The organism is Haloarcula sp. CGMCC 1.2071 (genome assembly GCF_037078445.1).
GTDB lineage: Archaea > Halobacteriota > Halobacteria > Halobacteriales > Haloarculaceae > Haloarcula > Haloarcula amylolytica.
In genome coordinates this window covers 587,565-606,452 of sequence record NZ_JAYMGY010000002.1, presented here as the reverse complement: position 1 = coordinate 606,452, position 18,888 = coordinate 587,565, and the positions used below count along the sequence as shown (strand labels likewise).

The window sequence follows — 18,888 nt, the reverse complement described above, 5'->3', positions numbered from 1 at the left end:
GTGTCACCCAGAGGGAACAGAGCACGCACAGGAGAGCGGAGCGCCTATGAGTAGGGGGCTGTTGCCAGTCGGTATGGACGCTGCGCTTGGCCCGCCCGAGAAGATGGCCGAGCTCGAGGAGGACCTGACGCCGATGATGGCGCAGTACTACGAGCTGTGCCGTCAGTACGACGACGCCCTGGTCCTCTTTCAGGTCGGGGACTTCTACGAGGCCTTCTGTGCGGCCGCACAGCGGGTCGCCCGGCTGTGTGAGATCACGCTGACCCAACGCGAGGACTCGACCGGCGAGTACCCGATGGCCGGCATCCCCATCGACAACGCCGAGTCCTACGTCGAGACACTGCTGGACGCGGGCTATCGGGTCGCCATCGCCGATCAGGTCGAGGACCCCGACGAGGTCAGCGGCGTGGTCGAGCGGGCGGTGACGCGGATCGTCACCCCCGGCACACTCACGGAGAGCGAACTGCTGGGCGGGGCGGACAACAACTACGTCGCCGCCCTGACCGCTGGCGAGCGGTACGGGCTGGCGTTACTGGATATCTCGACCGGCGACTGCTACGCGACCAGTGTCGGCTCCGAAACCGCCGTCGCCGACGAACTCAGCCGGTTCGGCCCGGCGGAAGCCATCGTCGGGCCGGAGGTCGACGTGGACCGGGACGCCGTCTTCGGCCCGGCCTGTCTGGTGACGCGGTACGACGCGGCCGCCTTCGACCGGGAGCGCGCCGAGGACCGCGTGGGGCAGTACTTCGGCCCGCCGGAGCGCCTGCTCGCAGGCGACGCGGAAATCCGGGCCTGTGGCGGCCTGCTGGCCTACGCTGAGTACACCCGCGGCAGCAGCGGCGCGGTCGGCCCCGACGGCGAACCGGTCGACGCGGACGTGGACCCCGCCGGCACGCTCGACTACCTCAACCATCTCACGCGGTACGACCCGCGGGAGTACATGCTACTCGACGCCGTGGCCGTCGAGAGCCTCGAACTGTTCGAGCGGCGCTCGGTCCGGGGCCACGAGAACCGCACGCTAGTGGACACGGTCGACGAGACCGCCTGTGCGCTGGGGCGGCGGAAGCTGACCGACTGGCTCCGCCGGCCGCTGCTGGACGCCGACCGCATCGAGGCCCGCCACGGCGCGGTCGCGGAACTCCAGCGAGACCCCGCGACCCGCGAAGCGCTCTCGGGTCTGCTCGCGGATGTGTACGACCTCGAACGGCTCATCTCGCGTGTCTCTCGCGGCCGGGCGAACGCGCGCGATCTCCGGTCGCTGGCCGCCACGCTGTCGGTCGTGCCGGACATCCGGGACCACCTCGCGGACGCCGACGCCCGGCTGCTCGCGGACCTGCACGCCACGCTGGACCCGCTGGTCGACACCCGCGAGGAAATCGAGGCGGCGATCCGCCCGGACCCGCCACAGCAGGTGACGGAGGGCGGCGTCATCCGCGAGGGCTACGACGAGGAACTGGACCGGCTGCGCTCGACCGAGCAGTCGGGCAAGCAGTGGATCGAGGACCTCGAAGCCAGCGAGCGCGAGCGCACCGGCATCGACTCGCTGAAGGTCGGCCACAACTCGGTGCATGGCTACTACATCGAGGTGACCAACGCCAATCTCGATTCCGTCCCCGATGACTACCAGCGCCGCCAGACGCTGAAAAACAGCGAGCGCTACTACACGCCGGAACTCAAGGAGCGCGAAGAGGAGATTCTGCGGGCCGAGAGCGCGGCCGACGATCTGGAGTACGACCTGTTCTGTGCGGTCCGTGACGAGGTGGCCGGCGAGGCCGAGCGCGTGCAGGCGCTTGCCGACCGCCTCGCCCGACTGGACGTGCTGGTCTCCTTCGCCGAGGTCGCGGCGCAGTACGACTACTGCCGACCCACCGTCGGCGGCGACGGCATCGATATCACCGCCGGCCGCCACCCGGTCGTCGAGCGGACCGAGGACGCCTTCGTCCCCAACGACACGCATCTGGGCAGCGGGCCAGTCCCGGCGAGTGGAGACGGAAGCGGCGTCGCGGCGGACGATATACAGCCCTTCCTCGCTGTCGTCACGGGGCCGAACATGAGCGGGAAATCGACGTACATGCGCCAGGTCGCGCTGATCTGCCTGCTCGCACAGGCGGGGAGCTTCGTCCCCGCGAAGGCGGCCGACCTCCCGATTCTCGACCGGGTGTTCACCCGCGTCGGGGCCAGCGACGACATCGCCGGCGGCCGCTCGACGTTCATGATCGAGATGACCGAACTGGCGACGATTCTGGACGCGGCGACGGCCGACTCGCTGGTCCTGCTGGACGAGGTCGGTCGCGGCACGTCGACAGCCGACGGGCTGGCTATCGCCCGCGCCGTCACGGAGCATCTCCACGACGAGGTCGGCGCGTACACGCTGTTTGCGACCCACCACCACGACCTGACGGCCGTCGCCGCGGCGCTGCCCGGCGCGACCAACCGCCACTTCGAGACCAGCCGCGAGGACGACGACGTGCGCTTCGACCACGAACTCGCGCCCGGTCCCGCGGCGGCCTCCTACGGCGTCGAGGTGGCGAGCATGGCGGGCGTGCCCGAATCCGTCGTCGACCGGTCGCGGGACCTCCTGACGGATGCCGAGACGGCCGACTCCGGCACAGATTCCACTGCCACGGAGACTGGGCCGACGGAGAACGGAACAGCGGTGGCCTCGGCCGGCGAGGGTGGAGCGGACGGCCACACACAGGAGACGCTTCGGACGAATGGGGCCGCCGTCGAGGGAGAGTTACCGGAATCAGTGGCACAGCAGTTGGCCTCGCTCGATGTCGCGACGATGACGCCGATAGAGGCGATGAACGCGCTCGCAGACCTGCAAGACCGACTCGAATAACGCGGCGGTCAGCTATCGCCGTCGGCAGTCGGGTCCTCGTGCGGGCAGGCGAACATGGTCGCGACGAGCTTCTGTTCGGCGGCCCGCAAGTGCTTGTGCAGCGTTGGCTCCGAGATGTCGAGGAGTTCAGTCAGATCCGCGGCCGTTGCCCCGCGGGGCCAGTTGTAGTACCCCGCTTCGTGGGCCGTCGCGAGAACTTCCTGCTGGCGGTCGGTCAGTGGCTCGGTGTGGGACATGTAGTTCTGGAACCCGAACAGCGGCACGATGGAATCGCGCTGTTTCTTCGCCGCGAGTTCGGCATCCGAGTGGGCCGTCAGGAACGAATCGATAACCGCAGCCGTATCGGTTTGGTTCGGGACATCGGCTACGATAGTCCCCTGTCCATCGACACTCCGGGCAGTCTGTGGGACTGCCCCGGCGTCCGCGAGCGAGACAACGGGACAGTTGTCCCGCACGTTGATTTCGACGAGCCCACCGTCGCTGGTGCACTCAATCACCCGCGCCGCACCGCTGTTTTCGTCCTCGATGCGTTCGACAAGCCGGCCGGGGCGAGCACCCTCGACCGAAAAAAACTCGGCGTACGTGTCGTCTGTCTGGGGGAGACATTTTTCGAGAATCACGGAACACGATTCGGCTGCAGACACCGAAACGAAGGGATACGACCCATCAGAGAGGGTAAACTTCACACGGGTGACCGCCCGGCCGTTACCAGACTGTTGGGACATACATAAATGCAATCGGCATACTGTGAAGAGTGTTGGCATATATCGTGTTTCGGCGTTTACTATGCTAGCCACACTGAACTTTACATCTACAAGACAAATACGGCATGAGGTCAGAGAACCGTGTCCGGAATATCACCAACCGTTATAGAAGTCCACGGCACCGACCAGTCCATCGTCACGGCAGTCGTTCGCGCTGTCGCGACCGCGGAGAGACGGCCGGTCGAGACGCTCCCCCCACTGGCCGATAGTATCAATCCGGATGCACTGACGACGTGCATCGCTGATTCGAACACCGACGGCCATGTGGCGTTCGACTACAGCGGCTACCGCGTGGTCGTCGACACCGATGGAACGGTTACTGTGGACGGCTAAAGCGGTTACGGCGGCTCGAGCGAGACGAACTCCAGCCCTTTCTCGGCGAGCAACTGACGCGCTCGGTCAGTCACCGACGGAGCGACGAGGATGCCTCGGACCTCGGTGTCGGCGTGCAGGTCGCGCTCCAGGGCATCGACGTACCGACCCAGTTGGCCGACGGCGTCGGGACCCACGCGCCGGCGCTTGAGTTCGAGTATCGTCGTCCGGCCGTCGGCGTCCTCGCCGTAGATGTCGACTGCACCAGCGGGGGTCTCGCGTTCGGTCGCAAGCGGCGTAAAGCCCGACTCCACCAGCGCCGGCTCGTCGAGGATGCGGTCTTTCAGATCGGCCTCCGTTCCGGTGAGCGCGAGGTCCTTGGAGTCTGTCACGTCGAAGGCGGCGGCGTGGGCGACCGTTTCAAAGGCCACTTCGAGCGACTCCTCGGGGGTCGACCGCGTGGAGCGGACGACCAGCGAGCCGTCGTCGACGCTGATGCTGTGCTCACAGCCCGGCGGCTGCCAGTTCACCGGCTGTTGGCCCTCGTCGGTGTGGACCAGCGCGGCCCCGTCGGGCTTGAGCATCACATGGCGGTCGCCGAGCCCCAGCGAACTGGCCGCTCGGCCCTCGTACTCGACCGTACAGGTGCCGACGAGCGTCACCAGCGCGCCGCGGTCGGCGTTGCGCGACGCGAGGTCCAGCGCGTCGGTGGGGTCGGGGTAGGTCAGCGTCTCGACGGCGGTCACGGGTGGCGGTTAGCGGTCCCCGCGTAAAAAGGACGCGTCGTCAGGGCAGTGGACGGACGAAGCGCGGTTTCGGAGCGACGCGAGCAGGGCGCGACGAACAGTTTCCGGGTCGCAGCCGTCGCTATCGAGGGCGCGACAGGCCTCGTCCTTGCGGTCGACCCACCACCTCCGAAACGCATCAGCGTCGGTAGTGCGGGCCAGAACGATATCGTCGAGGTCCGACAGCGTCGGATCGAGCCAGCAAACGGTGTAGGTCCGGACCGACCCGTCAAGCACGACCAACCGGTCGTGGGTGGCATCGATGGCAGCGAGGACAGCCGACGCCGTCCAGTCGTTTCCGAGCGGTCGGGACTGGGCGATGGGGTCGGCGTCGACGCCCCAGTGTGCGATGCGGCAGTCGTAGCGGCCGTCGGGACGGGCGACAGCGACGAGCGTTCGACGACCCATCAGGGACCACCGAGCGTGTAAGCGGGCATGGGGTTCCGTGGCTCCGTGGTCCTATTTGAACGCTGGCCTACAGGATGCCTATCGAGTGCCCGCCAGCCCCACTGAAATCGTCGACCATTGGTAACCCGGCACAACCCTCAAGTAGTACGTTCACGTATCATTACATATGATGGTGAGCGAGTGGCTCTACGGCGCAATCGCGCTTCTCGTGGGGCTCCACGTCCTGACCATGCTGTACGCGTACCGGCACCGGGGTGACCCAGCCGGTGCGACCGGGCAGGGCGATACTGAAGGGCGCCGTGGCAGCGCCACCGACGACAGCACTGAATCCATCGACTGCCCCCACTGCGGGGCGAGGAACGAGCAGGACTACCAGTTCTGCCGGCAGTGCGTCGCCGACCTGACGAGCGGGAGCCCGCAGCGTCAGCCGACGGACCGAAGCCAGCCGTACTGACCGTTTACAAGGCCGGGGTCGAATCAACCGGATTGAGCGCTGCTGTCGGCCAAAGTATTTATTTCTCCGAATATATATTTGAATATACTGACGAACGGGGGTAGACTGTGGAAACCGTTATCGACGTACGTTCCTCGGGTCGACCGGAGATATTCGAGCGAGCGAACACCGACGGGCTGTTCGGACGCACGCGCCGCCTTCAGCAGCCGCTGGGGCAGTATCTACGGGGGACAGAGACGCCACGATATCTCGCGTACAACGACCGGTCCGGCATCGTCGCTGCCCGGGGGAACAACGAGTCGCTCACGCCGGCCGGCGACTACCGCGCGTATCTGCTTGCAACGAACATCCGGGTCGTGTTCGTCGTCGGCGACGACAACGGTGACCGGGCCATCTCGCTGCCCCACGAAGACATCGTGGCCGTACACTGTACGTCGGGGCTCCGCACATCGACACTCGAAATCGTCACCGTCGACGAAGACCGCTGGGCGTTCGAATGTAAGGGCGATCTAGCGCCAGTACGGACGTTCATCGACGAAGCCACACAGGTCTGGACCCGTACGCTAACCGAACTCGACCGGGCAGAATCCCAGGTCGAGGCTGCAACGGCGGCACTGGAGGCGGCGAACCCCGACGCAGCAGCCACGCACATCACGGCCGCACAGGAGGCACTCGATAGCGGACGGGAACGGGTCGAATCGCTGGGAGAGGGAGCGACAGCGACCATCGATACACGCCTCCAGTCAACGCAAGCACAGATCGACACCAGCCAGCGCCGACGGCACGTCAGGGCGGCCGAGGAGCACCGCGACGCGGCCCGGTACGCGTGGGAGGACCTGGCGTACGAGCGGGCCGCGGATGCGTACGCACAGGCCAGCATCGAGTACGACCGAGCGCTGGCGGTAACGGCACCGGAGCCGTCGGTAGAAGCCATCACGGACGCACGGGACGCAGTCGAGGCGGAATACGCCGAGCTCCTCTCGGCCCCAGTCGACGCGGCACAGGCGGCTGCGGGCGCGGCCAGAGCCGCGACGGACCCGGCAGCGCGGGCCACACATTGGGAAGCCGCCCTCGACCGATACCGGACGGCGTACGAACTGGACTGGGGTCGTGACCGCCGCTTCGACGGCGACCGGGCGTCGCTCCGGCAAGCGCTCGCGGACATCGCCGTTGCACTGGTGGATGCACACCGTGAAGCGGGGCGACAGGAGCTACGCGAGGCCAGCGACGAGTCGAAGCGAGAGGCACCCGGAATCGCGTGCGAAGACGCAGCGGCACACTTCGAGCGCGCACGCGAGGTGGCCGCCGAACTCGTGCCCGACAGACGCGAGCCGTCAGCGGACGAACTGGCCGCCGTATCCGAACAGGGTGTCAGTGCCGAGTCAGCGTCCAAAGGTCGGTAATTGTTTATCAGCGGAGAGTCGGGTATCGGTATGCGCTTTGGCATTATTTCGACGGCGAAAATCGCACGCAAGGACGTGATTCCGGGCATCCAGAAGTCGGACCACACGGTCGCGGCAATCAGCTCCAGAACCCGAGACCGTGCCGGCGAGGTCGCCGAGGGCCTCGGTATCGACAGTGCCTTCGGCGACTACGAGACGATGTTCGCCGAGGCGGACATCGACGCGGTGTACAACCCGCTTCCGAACGCGCTCCACGCCGAGTGGAGCCAGCGGGCCGCCGACCACGGGCTCGACGTGCTCTGTGAGAAGCCACTGACCGTCGACACTGCCGGGGCAGTGGACCTCTTCGACTACTGTGCCGAGCAGGGCGTCACGCTGATGGAGGCGTTCATGTATCAGTTCCACCCGCGGACCCGGCGGGCAAGGGAAATCGTCGAAACCGAACTTGGCGAGGTACACACCGTCGACGCGTCGTTCAAGTTCTCGCTTGACGACTCCAGTAACATCCGGCTGGACCCGGAACTGGCCGGCGGGAGCCTGATGGACGTGGGCTGTTACGCCGTCAGCGCGGCCCGGGGCTTCCTCGGCGAGCCGGACCGGGCGTTTGCCCATGCCCGGGATTCCCGGGACAGCGGTGTGGACACGAACTTCAGCGGCGTCCTCTCGTACGACGACGGGCGCGTCGCCTCGGTTTCCTGCGGGTTCGACGGGCCGAGACGGGAGTACTACCGGGTCGAGACCGACGACGGCTGGCTCGAAGCGCCGAACTGCTTCGGCCCGGAACACGACGAGTCAGTCTCGCTGACGTACAGCGTCGACGGCCGCGAGGTCACAGAGACGTTCGACCCGGTTGACCACTATCAGTTGCAGGTCGAGGCGTTCGCGGACGCCGTCGAGAACGACGAGACGCCGCCCATCGACCGGGCCGAGACGCTGGGGAACATGCGCGCCATGGACGCGCTGGCCCGGAGCGCTGACACCGGCCAGCCGGTCGACATCGCCAGTCCCGAGTGAAACGTAAATCGGGCGTGTACCACGACACGACGAGCGCGAAACGGTTTTGACTGCGGCGGATGAGGCACGTACTGTGACACCCCCAACAGTGACGCTTTCGAGTGGCGACGAACTACCGATGGTCGGCGTCGGGACGTGGGACATCGACGGCGATACGCTTCAGGAGTCCGTTCGAGCGGGGCTCGATGCGGGCTACGCCCACGTCGACACCGCCGAGGGCTACAAGAACGAAGCGGAGATCGGCGAAGCCCTGGCCGACTACGACCGCGAGGACGTGTTCCTCACGTCGAAGGTGCTGCCCAAGCACCTCGATTACGAGTCCGTCATCGAAGCCTGTGAGGCGTCGCTCGACCGCCTCGGGACCGACTACCTCGACCTGTATCTCGTTCACTGGCCGAACCCCGCTGTCTCTATCCGCGAGACGATGAACGCGATGGCGACGCTCCACGACCAGGGGAAGATCCGCAACGTCGGCGTCTCGAACTTCAGCGCGTACCAGCTCGGTGCCGCCCAGCACGTCGCCGACGTGCCCATCGCCGTCAATCAGATCGAGTACCACCCCTGGAACACCCAGAACCAAGTCGTCGAGTTCTGCCGCGACACCGACACCGTCGTCGAGGCGGCCGCGCCGCTGGGTCGAACCGAGGTGTTCGCCGATGACGTGATTCAGGAGGTAGCCGAGGAATACGACAAGTCGCCGGCCCAGGTCATCCTGAAGTGGGCGGTCGAGAACGACGTGGTGGTGCTACCGAAGTCCTCCTCGCCCGAGCACGTCCGACAGAACCTCGCGTTGTTCGACTGGGAACTCGACGCCGCCGACCGCGAGCGAATCGATGCCATCGAACGCGAGCAGGCGGTCTACGACACCGGCGTCAACGACTGGGACGACGACACCTACGGCATCTCGCAGTAGTCTCCGATGGTCACACCGCCCGCACTGGACCGCTGGGACGCCACGGCCGCGGCGAGCATTGCCGCTTTGCTTGTCGTGGCATACGTTCTGGTTCCGAACCCGACAGTCCAGTACGGGACGTGGCTGGTCATCTTCTGTATCTGGATGGCCTGGTTCGTCTCTTTCGGTGCCAGATGGTTATACGGGCCCTAGAGGAGTTCGTTGAAGCTTTTACTCGATTCCGTGTCAGCGGAGATTTATTTACTCCCGCTCTCTATACGCACTTGATGCCCCGTATCGAAGTCTCGGAAAACCTGTACCGGCAGATCGAGAGCGAAGCCAACAACGACGACTTCAACGACACGCTGTGGAAGATGGTGGGCTCCTATCGGCGGACGAACAACCCGGAAGCGGACCAGACGTAAACGCACGTATCGCAGTCGTCGACGTCCCGTAGCGAGACAGTTCTGAACGGCCAGTCGTCTCCGATAGCCGCTGTATCCGCGGTCGATTTGACGACGGTGTCCCCGTCACCGCGAGCGGCAATCACTGCCGTCGGTATGCATGTTTTTACGATTTGAGCCGTTGCGTACTGGTAATGAGGCCACGGATCGCCCTGCTGAACGCGGCCCACGACGGCGACGACAACCGCCGGAACTTCCGGCGGGAACTCGACGCCGACCTCGTGGAATACGACGTGACCGAGCGCGAACTGCCCGACACCTTCGCGTTCGATGGCTGTCTGGTCACCGGCAGTCGCGCGTCCGTCTACTGGGACGAGCCCTGGATACGGGACCTCGAATCCTGGGTCGCGGACGCGGTCGACCGCGACATCGCGTTCCTGGGCGTCTGTTTCGGCCACCAGCTGCTGGCGCACGCGCTCGGCGGGACCGTCGAGGCGATGGACGAGTACGAGATCGGCTACCGAACCGTCGAACACGACGGCGAGAACGAACTGCTCACCGGCGTCGACGAGTCGTTTACCGTCTTCACGACGCATTCGGACCGTGTCGCCGAGGTGCCCCCAGGTGCGACCACGTTCGCCGAGAACGACTACGGCGTCCACGGGTTCCGGAAAGAGAACGTCTTCTCGGTGCAGTTCCACCCCGAGTACGACCCCGAGACGGCCGAGACGGTGACGAAAGGCAAGGACGAGCAACTCTCCGACGAGCGCATCAAGGCGGTGCTTGACGGCATCACCGAGGAGAATCACCGCGCGGCCTGCGAGGCCAAGCGACTGTTCGACAACTTCACCGAGTTCGCCGTGCGTCACACGGGCGACGCGACCCGTGCCACCGCTGCCGACGACTGATTCTGTCGGTGCGGTGGGTCTACGGACATCAGGTGAACCGCCCGGTCTCGGCGTCACATTCCGCACAGCGTGTCACCAGCGCGTCCCGGTCGTCCGTCATCTCGACGTAGTTGTGCGTGCGACCGCCACACTCCTCGCAGTGCCGGAGCATATCGGTGTCGCCCATCTCCTGTGGCGCGCCGAGCGCGAGCGCGACGACGCGCTCGTCGCCCTCGTTGTACCCGCGTTGCCACTCGCCGGGAGCGAAGCGGATGGCGTCGCCGGCCTCGACGCGCACGTCGCCGTCCTCCGTCTCGAACGTCGCTGTGCCCGACTGAACGAGAAACACCTCCTCCTGACCCGGGTGACGGTGGTAGCCGAAGCCGAAGGACTCGCCCGGGGCCAGTTCGTAGTAGTTCAGCGCGATGTCGTCGGTGCCGAGCGGCCCGGCGAGCGCCCGCTTGACCGACGCCGGCCCCATTCGCGATTCGACGGCGTCGAGACTGACTTTCTCCATAGTTGCCATGTACAGCGGACAGTCCTTAACCGTTAGTCAGGGCGAGTCACAGCGGTGCCACTGGGGGCACGCCACGGCAGAAGCAGCAAAACGGAGCGTCGGTCACTCGCGTCGGTCGATGTCGAGTTCTTCGTCGAGGTCTTCGAGCCAGTCGGCGTCTTCCAGTTCCGCCATCTGTTCACGGAAATGTGTCTTGCAGACACCAACCTTGACGCCGTCGTTCTCGACGGCGATATCGGCTTCACGGTCGCAGTAGTGACACTGCATACCTGAATAGTAGTCCCGGACGACATTGAACCCTCGGGTTCCGTCTGCCGGTTGTCAGACGCTGAGCGCTGTTTCGACCCGACCCCAGGCGGCGGCGTCCAGGCCGGTGTCACCCAGCGTCTCGCCGTGAGCGTCGCTGCCGCCCGTCGGCACGAGGTCGTATCGCTCGATAGCGTCGTCGACGAGGCTGTCGTCGACCGTACGGCCGTAGGGGTACCACCGTTCGACGGCGTCGAGCGACGCACACTTGGACAGCGCAGCCGCCGTATCGGGGTATCTGAACGGGTGGGCGAGGCCGACCAGTCCACACGCCTCCGAGAGGACTGCACAGCCGCGCTCGAAGGACGGGACCTCTCGGGCGACGTAACAGGGACAGTCGTCGCCAATTAGCTCGTCGAATGCGGACTGGAAGGTGTGGTCCGACACCTCGGCGACTGCGCGGGCGATGTGGGGGCGACCCAGGCCGTCACGCGGTTCGACGGGCAGCGAGACGCCCAACCGGTCCTCGACACAGTCGATGATGCGCGCGCCGCGCTCGCGGCGGTTCCGCTGGACGTGCTCACACTCGGCCCGGAGTTCGTCGGTCGGGTCGACACCGTAGCCCAGCAGGTCCAGTCGCTGGGTCTCGGTTTCGACACGGAGTTCGATACCGTGGAGAAGCGTCACACCGTCCCGTTCAGTGACGGGGCCGTCGAGTTCAGGCTGAAGTCGGTCGTGATCCGTGACGGCGACAACCTCGACGCCCGCTCGTCTCGCGGCGGCCGGGACTTCGTCGAGGGAGAGCGTCCCGTCGGAGCGGGTCGTGTGTACGTGCAAGTCAGCGACGACCATACTACTCCCACAATCCCCAGCAGGAAGCCGCTTCTGGTCGAGCCATGTGTCGTGGGCACACGAAACGTGAGTTCCTTATACGCATTAAGGGATATTATGATTATCTATAGTGAAGGTTTATTATCGACCATGAACTTTCTCGGCATATGCGAATGCTAAGCAACGCGACGGACGCCTTCCAATCGTACGACTACCCGGTTTCCGCCGAAGAGATCATCGAGGGCGACGGCGACATGGAGCTCGAACTGCCAAACGGCACCGAACGGCTGGGCGACGCGCTGAGCCGGTCGGCCCCGGAAACCTTCGAGAGCGCGGAAGACGCCGAGTTCGCGGCGTTCTCGGGCGTGTCGAGCAAGGCCATCGGCCGGAAAGGCTACTCCGACCGCGACCCGGTCTGCATGGGCGAAGACGGGCCGGACGAAGTCTCCTTCTAACGGCCCTGCCGGTTACTTTCGGCTGACCGCGTCCCGCACGCGGCCCCCAGCTCTGGACGGGTTTCCCGTCTCCTTCGTTTTCACATGGGCGAGCAGCAGCGCTATCGCTGTCGGTGAGTGCACACACGGGAGCGGCTACCTGTCGAGAAAGTCCGGTCTGTCAACGGCGTCAGTGCTATCGATTGACTGTCTGTCCAACAGTTCCGAGGAGTCGAGTGCCGACGGCAGGCCGTCGCGGCCGCCGGTCGACACGTCGTCTTCGTCGAGATATGTCTTCTCGCCGTTGATCAGGTCGGCCCAGAGGGCGTCCCGGTCGGCGCTGGTCGTCTCCGCCGCTTCCTTCGCTTCGTTGCGGCCTTCGTCGTACGCGAGTTCGACCATGCTCTTGTGGTACGCCGAGTTCATCTCGGCGTAGATGGCTTCCAGTTCCTCGCGGTTGTACTCCCCGAGGCGCTCGGCGACGCCGATGGCGTAGGCCCGGTCGGTGGCCTCGTCCTTGTCAAGTGTTTCCCAGTCGGTCCCGAACTCGCGCTCGTAGCGGCTCATGTCTCCACTTTCCGGTCAGTGTGGACCTGCAGTCCGGCGTCAGAGAAGGAGATTTCACGGATGTCACAGTCGATGGCGGTGCCCCGCATCTTGATGACCTGGACGCCGCGGGTCATGCTCCCGTTTTCGAGGAAGTTGTGGAAGAAGACGACGCCGTGTGCGAGGTAGTGTTCGTCGCTGTAGGAGGACGGGTCGGTCATCTCAGAGATGAGCAACGTCGTCGCGTCCGTCTGTTTCAGCGCGGAGAGAAAGCCCGTGATCTCGTCTTCGACGTCGTTCATGAAATGCTGCAACAGCATCGTCGAGTCGATGACGACCCGCTGGATGTCGTTCTGTCTGATGTAGGCGACGAGGCGGTTCGTCAGTCCCCCTTCGCTGCCGAACTGCGTGATAGTTCGCTTTCCGCTCTCGGTGACGAGGTTGAGGAACTGGATGGCGTCAGACTGCATGGCCCGGTCGAACCCGAACTCGTAGCCGGCCATGTCCTGCATCAACTCCGTCTTGGTCTCGTGCATCGTCACGTACAGGCACGTCTCGCCCTCTTTGACGCCCTGTGTAATGAACTGTGAGCAGAAAGTAGTCTTCCCGCTGCCCGGCGGGCCGCTGACCACATAAAGACGATTCGGGAGTAGCCCCCCCTCAATGAGTTCGTCGAAGCCGGGGACCCCACTAGAGAGACGCATATCAGCTACCTGAGTCCGTCTGGACATATGCTTTCACATTCTATTTTCACCGGTGATAACTCATTCGGCTGCCTCAGCGTTCGAGGGCGCTGGGGTGGCTCTCAGCCAGTTCGAGCAGTCGCTCCGTGCCACCCTCGTCGAACCGCATCGGCCGTCGCCACCACGGCCCCTTCCCCGAGTCGGACGACAGGTCGGTGACCAGTTCGTTCGCGTCGGTGCCGCCGCTCGGTGCCGACAGCGGGACGACCGTGTCGTACAGTCGTGACTCGTCGGCGTTGCCGCGAATGAGAACGCGAGCGTCGAAGGGGTCGCGTTTCACATGGGCGTTCGAGGCGAACTGTGCCTGTTCCTCGGACGGGAGGTCCCGGTACTCGTCGCCGGTCACCGCGTCACGAGCGAGTTGGAAGTGGCCGATGACGTGGGCCCCCCACTTCGGCGACGCCCAGGCCGAACGCTCGTCGGCCATCGACAGCGTCGCGTAGAAGAACAGGTAGTCACCGGCCGACAGCTCCGAGAGCGGTCCGGCCTTCACACCGTGTTCGTCGCCGTACGTGTAGCGCTCGCCGCCGGCCTCGGGAAACTCCGGGTCGAAGTGGACCGGCTGGTCGGCCACCGCAGAAACGTCGGTCCGCAGGTCAAGGTCGCCGTAGGTCGGCACTGGCTCGCTGGTCGGTTTCGATTCGGGAATGGGAATATACTCGAAGGTGCCGTCGGAGAACAGTGGCCCGCGAAAGCCGGGCTCGTTCGTGTTCGCTCCGACGTTGATGGCGACGCTTCGCATACCAGGGGTTCGGTCGGTGCGGCAAAAGGACTGCCGGCGTGGCCGCACCGGCTACTGGCGGTCCGGCGGCGAGAGGTCCCGCTGGAACTCGTCGAACTGCTCCAGATTATCGGGCAGGGTAACGGACAGTTGCCGTTCGGCACGGCGGTCGACGTTCGCCCCCTCGATTGGCTCCGCGACGGACTCCCAGCCGTCCTTGACAGTCAGGGACTTCGCCGGCGTGCCGGCGGCGATGTGGTGGGCAGGGATGTCCTTGCCGGCGATGGACTTCGCCGCGAGGATGGCGTTTTCCCCGACTTTGACGCCCGCCCGGACCATCGAGTCGTAGGTCAGGCGCACGTCGTCTTCGATGATGGTGTGGTAGTTGTCGACATGGGTCTGGTCGACGGCATCGTGGTCGTGGCTGTAGACGTGGGTGTCGTCGGAGATAGAGACGCGGTCGCCGATAGTGAGTTTCCCGCGGTCGTCCAGGTGGACGTCGTCGTGGACGACGACGTTGTCGCCGACTTCGATGTTGTGGCCGTAGGTGAACGTGATGCCCTTGAAGAAGCGACAGCCCTCGCCACAGGAGTCAAAGAGGTGGTTGGCGAGCATCCGCCGGAACCGGAGCGCGAACTCGACGTTGTCCGCCATCGGTGTCGCGTCGAACTGCCGCCAGAGCCACTGGAGGTGTTTCGAGCGTTTGAACCGCTCCTCGTCTTTCTCGGCGTAGTACTCGCTTTCGAGGGTCGTGTTACAGGGGTCATACCCCTGAAGCCGGACCCGTTCGGCCGGGGAGATATCCGCGCCGTCCTGCCAGCGCTCGTAGGCGTCTCGGTCGCCGTGGAGGTCGACCAACACGTCAGTGACAACATCGCAGGTGTCCTCGTCACCGGAGAGGCGTTCGTCGACCTCATCGATAAACGCCCTAAGCCCCTCTTCAGCGAGCGGTGGCAGCGACACGTGACGCTTCGTCATGTCGAGTACGTGGCTTCGCGGGCAGATAGGGGTTTCCGTTACCTGAAACCTACCCAGTAACACCTGTGTCACGACACCGTGAACCACACAGCTCGGCGAGCAAGCCACAGTTAAGACGCCGCCGTTCCAGACGACGACATGGTCAGGTCGGACTTCATCATGGAGATACGGCGCTACATCGTCAATCCCGCCGAGCGCCGGCTGCGAGCGCCGTGGCGGGTCACACTGTGGGTGTTTCTCGCTGGGTTCGGCCTCGTCCTGCTCTCAGGAGTGGTCGCAGTGGTGTCGTCCGTGGTGGGCGTGACGCCAGCGATCGCAGTCGCGCGCCAGATTGCGCTCTTTGCGGCCGGAACCGTCGTGGCTGTCGTACTCGGCTATCTGCTGGACCGACGGACGCTCTCTGACTACGGGTTGGGGTTCGACCGACAGTGGTGGCGTGACGCCGCGTTCGGCCTCGCGCTCGGGGCGGGGCTTCCCACGCTCGTCCTGCTCGTCGAACTGGGTGCCGGGTTCGTGGAAGTCAGCGTCATCTTCGCTACCGTCGACAGCGGGCCGCTCCCACTGACCGCGTTCGGACCGCCGGTCGCTGTCCTCCTCTTGGGAGCGTTCTTCATCGTCCAGGCGACTGCCGAGGAAGTGCTCGTCCGTGGCTACCTGTTGACGAATGCGGCCGAGGGGCTCGCTGGCTGGGTCGGGAAGCGCCGCGCGGTCATCGCCGCGACGGCGCTGACGGGCGCGCTGTTCGGCGTCCTCCACTGGACGAACCCCAGCGCGTCGCTGCTCAGCGTGACCAACATCACCCTCTACGGCCTCCTGCTCGGTGCGTGTTACGTCCTGACCGGGCGACTCGGGGTCGCCAGCGGCTTCCACGTCGCCTGGAACTACACGCTGGCACTGCTTGGTTTTCCCGTGAGCGGCCTCCGGATGGGTGTCGCCCTGCTCTCGACTGATGCGACCGGCCCGACGCTGGTGACCGGCGGCAACTTTGGCCCCGAAGGCGGACTCATCGCGCTCCCGCTGCTTGGCGTCGGCGGAGCCGCGCTGTACTGGTGGGTCCGCCGCGAGTACGGCACGGTCGAACTGCTCGATGCCATCGCCACCCCCGAACTCCGGATTCGGACGCGGTCCGACACCGCAAACCAAGACGGCTAAGTGGACAGCGCCGCTACGTTGGGTATGGAATACGCGACACTCGGAAACTCCGGCGTCGAGGTCTCGGAAGTCGGATTCGGTGCCTGGGTCGTCGGCACGGACTGGTGGGGCGACCGAACTCGCGACGATGCTATCGACATGGTCCAGCACGCGCTCGAGGAGGACGTGACGTTCTTCGACACCGGCGACGTGTACGGCCACGGCGACAGCGAGGAGATCATCGGCGAGGCGCTGGCGGAACACCGCGACGAGGTCACCGTCTCGACGAAGATCGGCTACGACTTCTACAACAACCCCCAGGCTGGCCACGGCGAACTCCCGAAGAAGGTCACACCTGAGTGGGTTCACACCGCCGTTGACCGCTCGCTCGACCGCCTCGGCATGGACCACGTCGAACTCCTGATGCTCCACAACGCCAACGTCGACGAGGTCGACGAGGACGTCCTGGAGGCGCTGGACGAACTCCGCGAGGAGGGGAAAGTCGAGGCCATCGGCTGGGCGCTCGGCCCCTCTATCGGCTGGCTCGCCGAGGGCGACGCCGCGGTCGCCAACGAGTTCGACGCGCTCCAGACCGTCTTCAACCTCTTCGAGCAGACCCCCGGCCAGCACTTCATCGACACTATCCGCGAGCAGAACGCCGACACGTCGGTACTCGCTCGTGTCCCGCACTCCTCGGGCCTGCTGAACGAGCAGGTGACCCCGGAGACGGAACTCGGCAAGGGCGACCACCGTTCCCACCGGCCGAGCGAGTGGTACGAAACCGGCTGGGAGAAGGTCGAGGAAATCCGGTTCCTGGAACGTGACGGAGCACGGACGATGGGCCAGGCGGCCATCCAGTGGCTCCTCTACAACGACGAGGTGGCGTCGGTCACCCCGACGTTCCGGACGAACGCCGACATCGACGAGTGGGCCGGCGCGCCCGATACGCCGCCGCTCAGCGACGAGGAGTACGACCGCGTGCAGGAGCTATACCGTGATAACTTCGGCATCGACCGCGACGACGGGATGGACGCCCTGCGCTCGTCGGTCGGCGGTGCGGACCTCGAAGAGACCGGGATGAAATCTGCCGGGGACTGACGGCGAGGCGTTGGAGCGCCGACGCACAGGCCACGGCAGACCAGGCAGGCGACTGATTTTCTCGCTGTCCACCGACTTTCGTACCGTCCAAACATGGCGGTTGGACGCTGACATCTCCAGTCGACAGTTTACCCCTGGAGAACATCGACAACCAGACAGCCGTCTGTCGGTTCCCAGCTGTTACCCCTCTGTTTCGACAGGAGATGTACCGCCGTCTTGCGGTTGGGGTGGCGAAGTTTCACATTCACCACGGTGCGTCTGACGGCCGCAAGACGCCGGACGGAAGCGGGTTCGAGGTGAAACGGAGGGGTTCGAGGCGCGGGAGCAGTCCACATACCAGTCCGGGCGGACGCTGTTGCGGGTCTCGAGAACCGCCGGAGAAAAAGTCTGGAATCGTCGCGTCGGTAGTAGTCCTTAGGACTCGGGCTACTCGTTCAGCAGGCCGTCTTCTTCGACGCGCATGACGCCCTCGCCGTCCGGGAGGTTCGGCGCGTCGACGAGTTTGACGATGCGCTTGTTCCCCTTGGACTTCCGGAGGTACATCCGGAACGTGGAGGTGTGGCCGAGGATGTTGCCACCGATGGGCTGGGTCGGGTCGCCGAAGAAGGAGTCGGGGTTGGAGGCGACCTGATTCGTGACGACGACGGCGGTGTTGTTGAGGTCGCCGACGCGCATCAGGTCGTGGAGGTGCTTGTTGAGCTTCTGCTGCCGGTCGGCGAGTTCGCCACGGCCGACGTACTCGGCTCGGAAGTGGGCGGTCAGCGAGTCGACGGCGAGCAGGCGGACGGGGAACTCCTCGTCCTGACTCTCGCTGGCGATCTCCTGTGCCTTCTCGGCCAGGAGGATCTGGTGGTTGGAGTTGAACGCCTTCGCGACGTGGATCTTCTCCAGCACGGAGGCGACGAGGTCATCGAGCAGATCCTCGTCGGTCGGGTCTGCGTCGTCCTCCTCCTCGACGATGCCGTGGAGGACCAGCGTGTCTGCCAGTACCTCGTCGGCGAGGCCCTTGACCATCTGTTCGATACGCTCGGGTCGGAACGTGTCCTCGGAGTCGACGAAGATGGCGCTCCCTTCCAGCCCGCCGTGTTCGGCCGGCAGCTGGACGTTGACTGCGAGCTGGTGTGTTACCTGGGACTTGCCGGCCCCGAACTCGCCGTACACCTCGGTGATGGACTGGGTCTCGACGCCGCCGCCCAGCAGGTCGTCGACCTCGTCGACGCCCCAGGAGAGCTTCCCGATCTGCTCGCGGCGTTCGAGCACCGTCGAGCCGGTCTCGAAGCCGCCGATGTCGGCCGCCTCGCGGGCGGCCTGGATGATGTCTGCCGCCGACGACTCACCGATGTCGGCCGTGTTCGACAGTTCGCCGGGGGAGGCGACCGCAATCCCCTGATAGGAATCGTAGCCGTTGTCTTCGAGTTTCTCTGCTGTCGCCGGACCGACGCCCGGCAGCTCTTCGAGGTCCTCACTTGCGGACATGG

23 protein-coding genes are annotated in these 18,888 nt (G+C 65.3%); 12 read left to right on the top strand and 11 right to left on the bottom strand.

The window, feature by feature from the left end; genetic code table 11:
• Positions 1-73: 73 nt before the first annotated feature.
• Complete coding sequence (mutS, locus tag VI234_RS07130) at positions 74-2,842, top strand: DNA mismatch repair protein MutS (RefSeq protein ID WP_336329610.1); 2,769 nt, start codon at positions 74-76, stop codon at positions 2,840-2,842.
• An 8-nt stretch (positions 2,843-2,850) separates the two neighbouring features.
• On the opposite strand, the gene VI234_RS07125 is transcribed toward mutS, so the two are convergent.
• Positions 2,851-3,567, bottom strand: coding sequence for a helix-turn-helix domain-containing protein (locus VI234_RS07125; RefSeq protein WP_336329609.1), 717 nt, complete (start codon positions 3,565-3,567; stop codon positions 2,851-2,853).
• A 120-nt stretch (positions 3,568-3,687) separates the two neighbouring features.
• Between VI234_RS07125 and VI234_RS07120 the strand changes: the two genes are divergently transcribed.
• Entirely contained in the window at positions 3,688-3,939 is a 252-nt protein-coding gene (locus VI234_RS07120; protein WP_336329608.1) for a HalOD1 output domain-containing protein, read from the top strand.
• 5 nt (positions 3,940-3,944) lie between these two features.
• Here the strand turns inward: VI234_RS07120 and nucS are convergent, their stop codons facing one another.
• Together nucS and VI234_RS07110 are read right to left on the bottom strand one after the other, a co-directional pair.
• On the bottom strand, positions 3,945-4,664 hold the full coding sequence (nucS, locus tag VI234_RS07115) for an endonuclease NucS (RefSeq protein ID WP_008306909.1): 720 nt from the start codon (positions 4,662-4,664) through the stop codon (positions 3,945-3,947).
• A 9-nt stretch (positions 4,665-4,673) separates the two neighbouring features.
• Complete coding sequence (locus VI234_RS07110; protein ID WP_008306910.1) at positions 4,674-5,111, bottom strand: DUF6735 family protein; 438 nt, start codon at positions 5,109-5,111, stop codon at positions 4,674-4,676.
• A gap of 166 nt (positions 5,112-5,277) precedes the next feature.
• On the opposite strand from VI234_RS07110, the gene VI234_RS07105 reads away from it, so the two are divergent.
• From VI234_RS07105 to VI234_RS07075, 7 genes are all read left to right on the top strand, one after another.
• On the top strand, positions 5,278-5,565 hold the full coding sequence (locus VI234_RS07105) for a zinc ribbon domain-containing protein (RefSeq protein WP_004590026.1): 288 nt from the start codon (positions 5,278-5,280) through the stop codon (positions 5,563-5,565).
• Positions 5,566-5,672: 107 nt separating this feature from the next.
• Positions 5,673-6,968, top strand: coding sequence for a hypothetical protein (locus VI234_RS07100; protein WP_336329607.1), 1,296 nt, complete (start codon positions 5,673-5,675; stop codon positions 6,966-6,968).
• Positions 6,969-6,998: 30 nt separating this feature from the next.
• Entirely contained in the window at positions 6,999-7,982 is a 984-nt protein-coding gene (locus VI234_RS07095; protein WP_008306912.1) for a Gfo/Idh/MocA family protein, read from the top strand.
• Between the two features lie 118 nt (positions 7,983-8,100).
• Entirely contained in the window at positions 8,101-8,895 is a 795-nt protein-coding gene (locus tag VI234_RS07090; RefSeq protein ID WP_336329636.1) for an aldo/keto reductase, read from the top strand.
• A gap of 6 nt (positions 8,896-8,901) precedes the next feature.
• Positions 8,902-9,087: a hypothetical protein gene (locus VI234_RS07085; RefSeq protein ID WP_336329606.1), complete on the top strand. Its 186-nt coding sequence runs from the start codon at positions 8,902-8,904 to the stop codon at positions 9,085-9,087.
• A gap of 74 nt (positions 9,088-9,161) precedes the next feature.
• Positions 9,162-9,299, top strand: a complete 138-nt coding sequence (locus tag VI234_RS07080) for a hypothetical protein (RefSeq protein WP_004516449.1) — start codon at positions 9,162-9,164, stop codon at positions 9,297-9,299.
• A 173-nt stretch (positions 9,300-9,472) separates the two neighbouring features.
• Complete coding sequence (locus tag VI234_RS07075) at positions 9,473-10,186, top strand: type 1 glutamine amidotransferase (protein ID WP_008306915.1); 714 nt, start codon at positions 9,473-9,475, stop codon at positions 10,184-10,186.
• 28 nt (positions 10,187-10,214) lie between these two features.
• On the opposite strand, the gene VI234_RS07070 is transcribed toward VI234_RS07075, so the two are convergent.
• From VI234_RS07070 to VI234_RS07060, 3 genes are all read right to left on the bottom strand, one after another.
• Positions 10,215-10,682 (bottom strand): cupin domain-containing protein, encoded by a 468-nt coding sequence (locus VI234_RS07070; RefSeq protein WP_008306916.1) that lies wholly within the window; start codon positions 10,680-10,682, stop codon positions 10,215-10,217.
• Between the two features lie 102 nt (positions 10,683-10,784).
• Positions 10,785-10,949 (bottom strand): DUF6757 family protein, encoded by a 165-nt coding sequence (locus VI234_RS07065; protein ID WP_004516452.1) that lies wholly within the window; start codon positions 10,947-10,949, stop codon positions 10,785-10,787.
• A 54-nt stretch (positions 10,950-11,003) separates the two neighbouring features.
• Positions 11,004-11,780: a PHP domain-containing protein gene (locus VI234_RS07060; protein WP_008306917.1), complete on the bottom strand. Its 777-nt coding sequence runs from the start codon at positions 11,778-11,780 to the stop codon at positions 11,004-11,006.
• 146 nt (positions 11,781-11,926) lie between these two features.
• Between VI234_RS07060 and VI234_RS07055 the strand changes: the two genes are divergently transcribed.
• Complete coding sequence (locus tag VI234_RS07055; protein ID WP_008306918.1) at positions 11,927-12,214, top strand: DUF5789 family protein; 288 nt, start codon at positions 11,927-11,929, stop codon at positions 12,212-12,214.
• Positions 12,215-12,349: 135 nt separating this feature from the next.
• On the opposite strand, the gene VI234_RS07050 is transcribed toward VI234_RS07055, so the two are convergent.
• From VI234_RS07050 to VI234_RS07035, 4 genes are all read right to left on the bottom strand, one after another.
• The gene (locus VI234_RS07050; protein ID WP_336329605.1) at positions 12,350-12,760 is read right to left on the bottom strand and encodes a hypothetical protein; all 411 of its coding nucleotides are present in this window, start codon (positions 12,758-12,760) and stop codon (positions 12,350-12,352) included.
• Positions 12,757-13,443, bottom strand: coding sequence for an RAD55 family ATPase (locus tag VI234_RS07045; protein WP_170096435.1), 687 nt, complete (start codon positions 13,441-13,443; stop codon positions 12,757-12,759). Before VI234_RS07045 ends, VI234_RS07050 begins: the two co-directional genes overlap by 4 nt.
• Positions 13,444-13,516: 73 nt before the next feature.
• A complete protein-coding gene (locus VI234_RS07040; RefSeq protein WP_336329604.1) occupies positions 13,517-14,224 on the bottom strand; it encodes a hypothetical protein in 708 nt (235 codons plus the stop codon).
• A gap of 51 nt (positions 14,225-14,275) precedes the next feature.
• Entirely contained in the window at positions 14,276-15,181 is a 906-nt protein-coding gene (locus VI234_RS07035) for an acyltransferase (protein WP_336329603.1), read from the bottom strand.
• 138 nt (positions 15,182-15,319) lie between these two features.
• On the opposite strand from VI234_RS07035, the gene VI234_RS07030 reads away from it, so the two are divergent.
• Positions 15,320-16,333, top strand: a complete 1,014-nt coding sequence (locus tag VI234_RS07030) for a CPBP family intramembrane glutamic endopeptidase (RefSeq protein ID WP_336329602.1) — start codon at positions 15,320-15,322, stop codon at positions 16,331-16,333.
• A 24-nt stretch (positions 16,334-16,357) separates the two neighbouring features.
• Positions 16,358-17,410: an aldo/keto reductase gene (locus tag VI234_RS07025; RefSeq protein WP_008306927.1), complete on the top strand. Its 1,053-nt coding sequence runs from the start codon at positions 16,358-16,360 to the stop codon at positions 17,408-17,410.
• Positions 17,411-17,836: 426 nt separating this feature from the next.
• Here VI234_RS07025 and radA read toward each other — a convergent pair whose 3' ends face one another.
• Complete coding sequence (gene radA / locus VI234_RS07020; RefSeq protein WP_008306928.1) at positions 17,837-18,886, bottom strand: DNA repair and recombination protein RadA; 1,050 nt, start codon at positions 18,884-18,886, stop codon at positions 17,837-17,839.
• Positions 18,887-18,888: the final 2 nt, after the last annotated feature.

Bases quoted from the DNA above. Each gene is read 5' to 3' on its own strand.
- mutS (WP_336329610.1), top strand. From the start codon at position 74: ATGGACGCTGCGCTTGGCCCGCCCGAGAAGATGGCCGAGCTCGAGGAG.
- VI234_RS07125 (WP_336329609.1), bottom strand. From the start codon at position 3,567: ATGTCCCAACAGTCTGGTAACGGCCGGGCGGTCACCCGTGTGAAGTTT.
- VI234_RS07110 (WP_008306910.1), bottom strand. From the start codon at position 5,111: ATGGGTCGTCGAACGCTCGTCGCTGTCGCCCGTCCCGACGGCCGCTAC.
- VI234_RS07105 (WP_004590026.1), top strand. From the start codon at position 5,278: ATGATGGTGAGCGAGTGGCTCTACGGCGCAATCGCGCTTCTCGTGGGG.
- VI234_RS07095 (WP_008306912.1), top strand. From the start codon at position 6,999: ATGCGCTTTGGCATTATTTCGACGGCGAAAATCGCACGCAAGGACGTG.
- VI234_RS07090 (WP_336329636.1), top strand. From the start codon at position 8,101: ATGGTCGGCGTCGGGACGTGGGACATCGACGGCGATACGCTTCAGGAG.
- VI234_RS07085 (WP_336329606.1), top strand. From the start codon at position 8,902: ATGGTCACACCGCCCGCACTGGACCGCTGGGACGCCACGGCCGCGGCG.
- VI234_RS07080 (WP_004516449.1), top strand. From the start codon at position 9,162: ATGCCCCGTATCGAAGTCTCGGAAAACCTGTACCGGCAGATCGAGAGC.
- VI234_RS07075 (WP_008306915.1), top strand. From the start codon at position 9,473: ATGAGGCCACGGATCGCCCTGCTGAACGCGGCCCACGACGGCGACGAC.
- VI234_RS07070 (WP_008306916.1), bottom strand. From the start codon at position 10,682: ATGGAGAAAGTCAGTCTCGACGCCGTCGAATCGCGAATGGGGCCGGCG.
- VI234_RS07065 (WP_004516452.1), bottom strand. From the start codon at position 10,949: ATGCAGTGTCACTACTGCGACCGTGAAGCCGATATCGCCGTCGAGAAC.
- VI234_RS07060 (WP_008306917.1), bottom strand. From the start codon at position 11,780: ATGGTCGTCGCTGACTTGCACGTACACACGACCCGCTCCGACGGGACG.
- VI234_RS07055 (WP_008306918.1), top strand. From the start codon at position 11,927: ATGCGAATGCTAAGCAACGCGACGGACGCCTTCCAATCGTACGACTAC.
- VI234_RS07050 (WP_336329605.1), bottom strand. From the start codon at position 12,760: ATGAGCCGCTACGAGCGCGAGTTCGGGACCGACTGGGAAACACTTGAC.
- VI234_RS07045 (WP_170096435.1), bottom strand. From the start codon at position 13,443: ATGCGTCTCTCTAGTGGGGTCCCCGGCTTCGACGAACTCATTGAGGGG.
- VI234_RS07040 (WP_336329604.1), bottom strand. From the start codon at position 14,224: ATGCGAAGCGTCGCCATCAACGTCGGAGCGAACACGAACGAGCCCGGC.
- VI234_RS07035 (WP_336329603.1), bottom strand. From the start codon at position 15,181: ATGACGAAGCGTCACGTGTCGCTGCCACCGCTCGCTGAAGAGGGGCTT.
- VI234_RS07030 (WP_336329602.1), top strand. From the start codon at position 15,320: ATGGTCAGGTCGGACTTCATCATGGAGATACGGCGCTACATCGTCAAT.
- VI234_RS07025 (WP_008306927.1), top strand. From the start codon at position 16,358: ATGGAATACGCGACACTCGGAAACTCCGGCGTCGAGGTCTCGGAAGTC.
- radA (WP_008306928.1), bottom strand. From the start codon at position 18,886: ATGTCCGCAAGTGAGGACCTCGAAGAGCTGCCGGGCGTCGGTCCGGCG.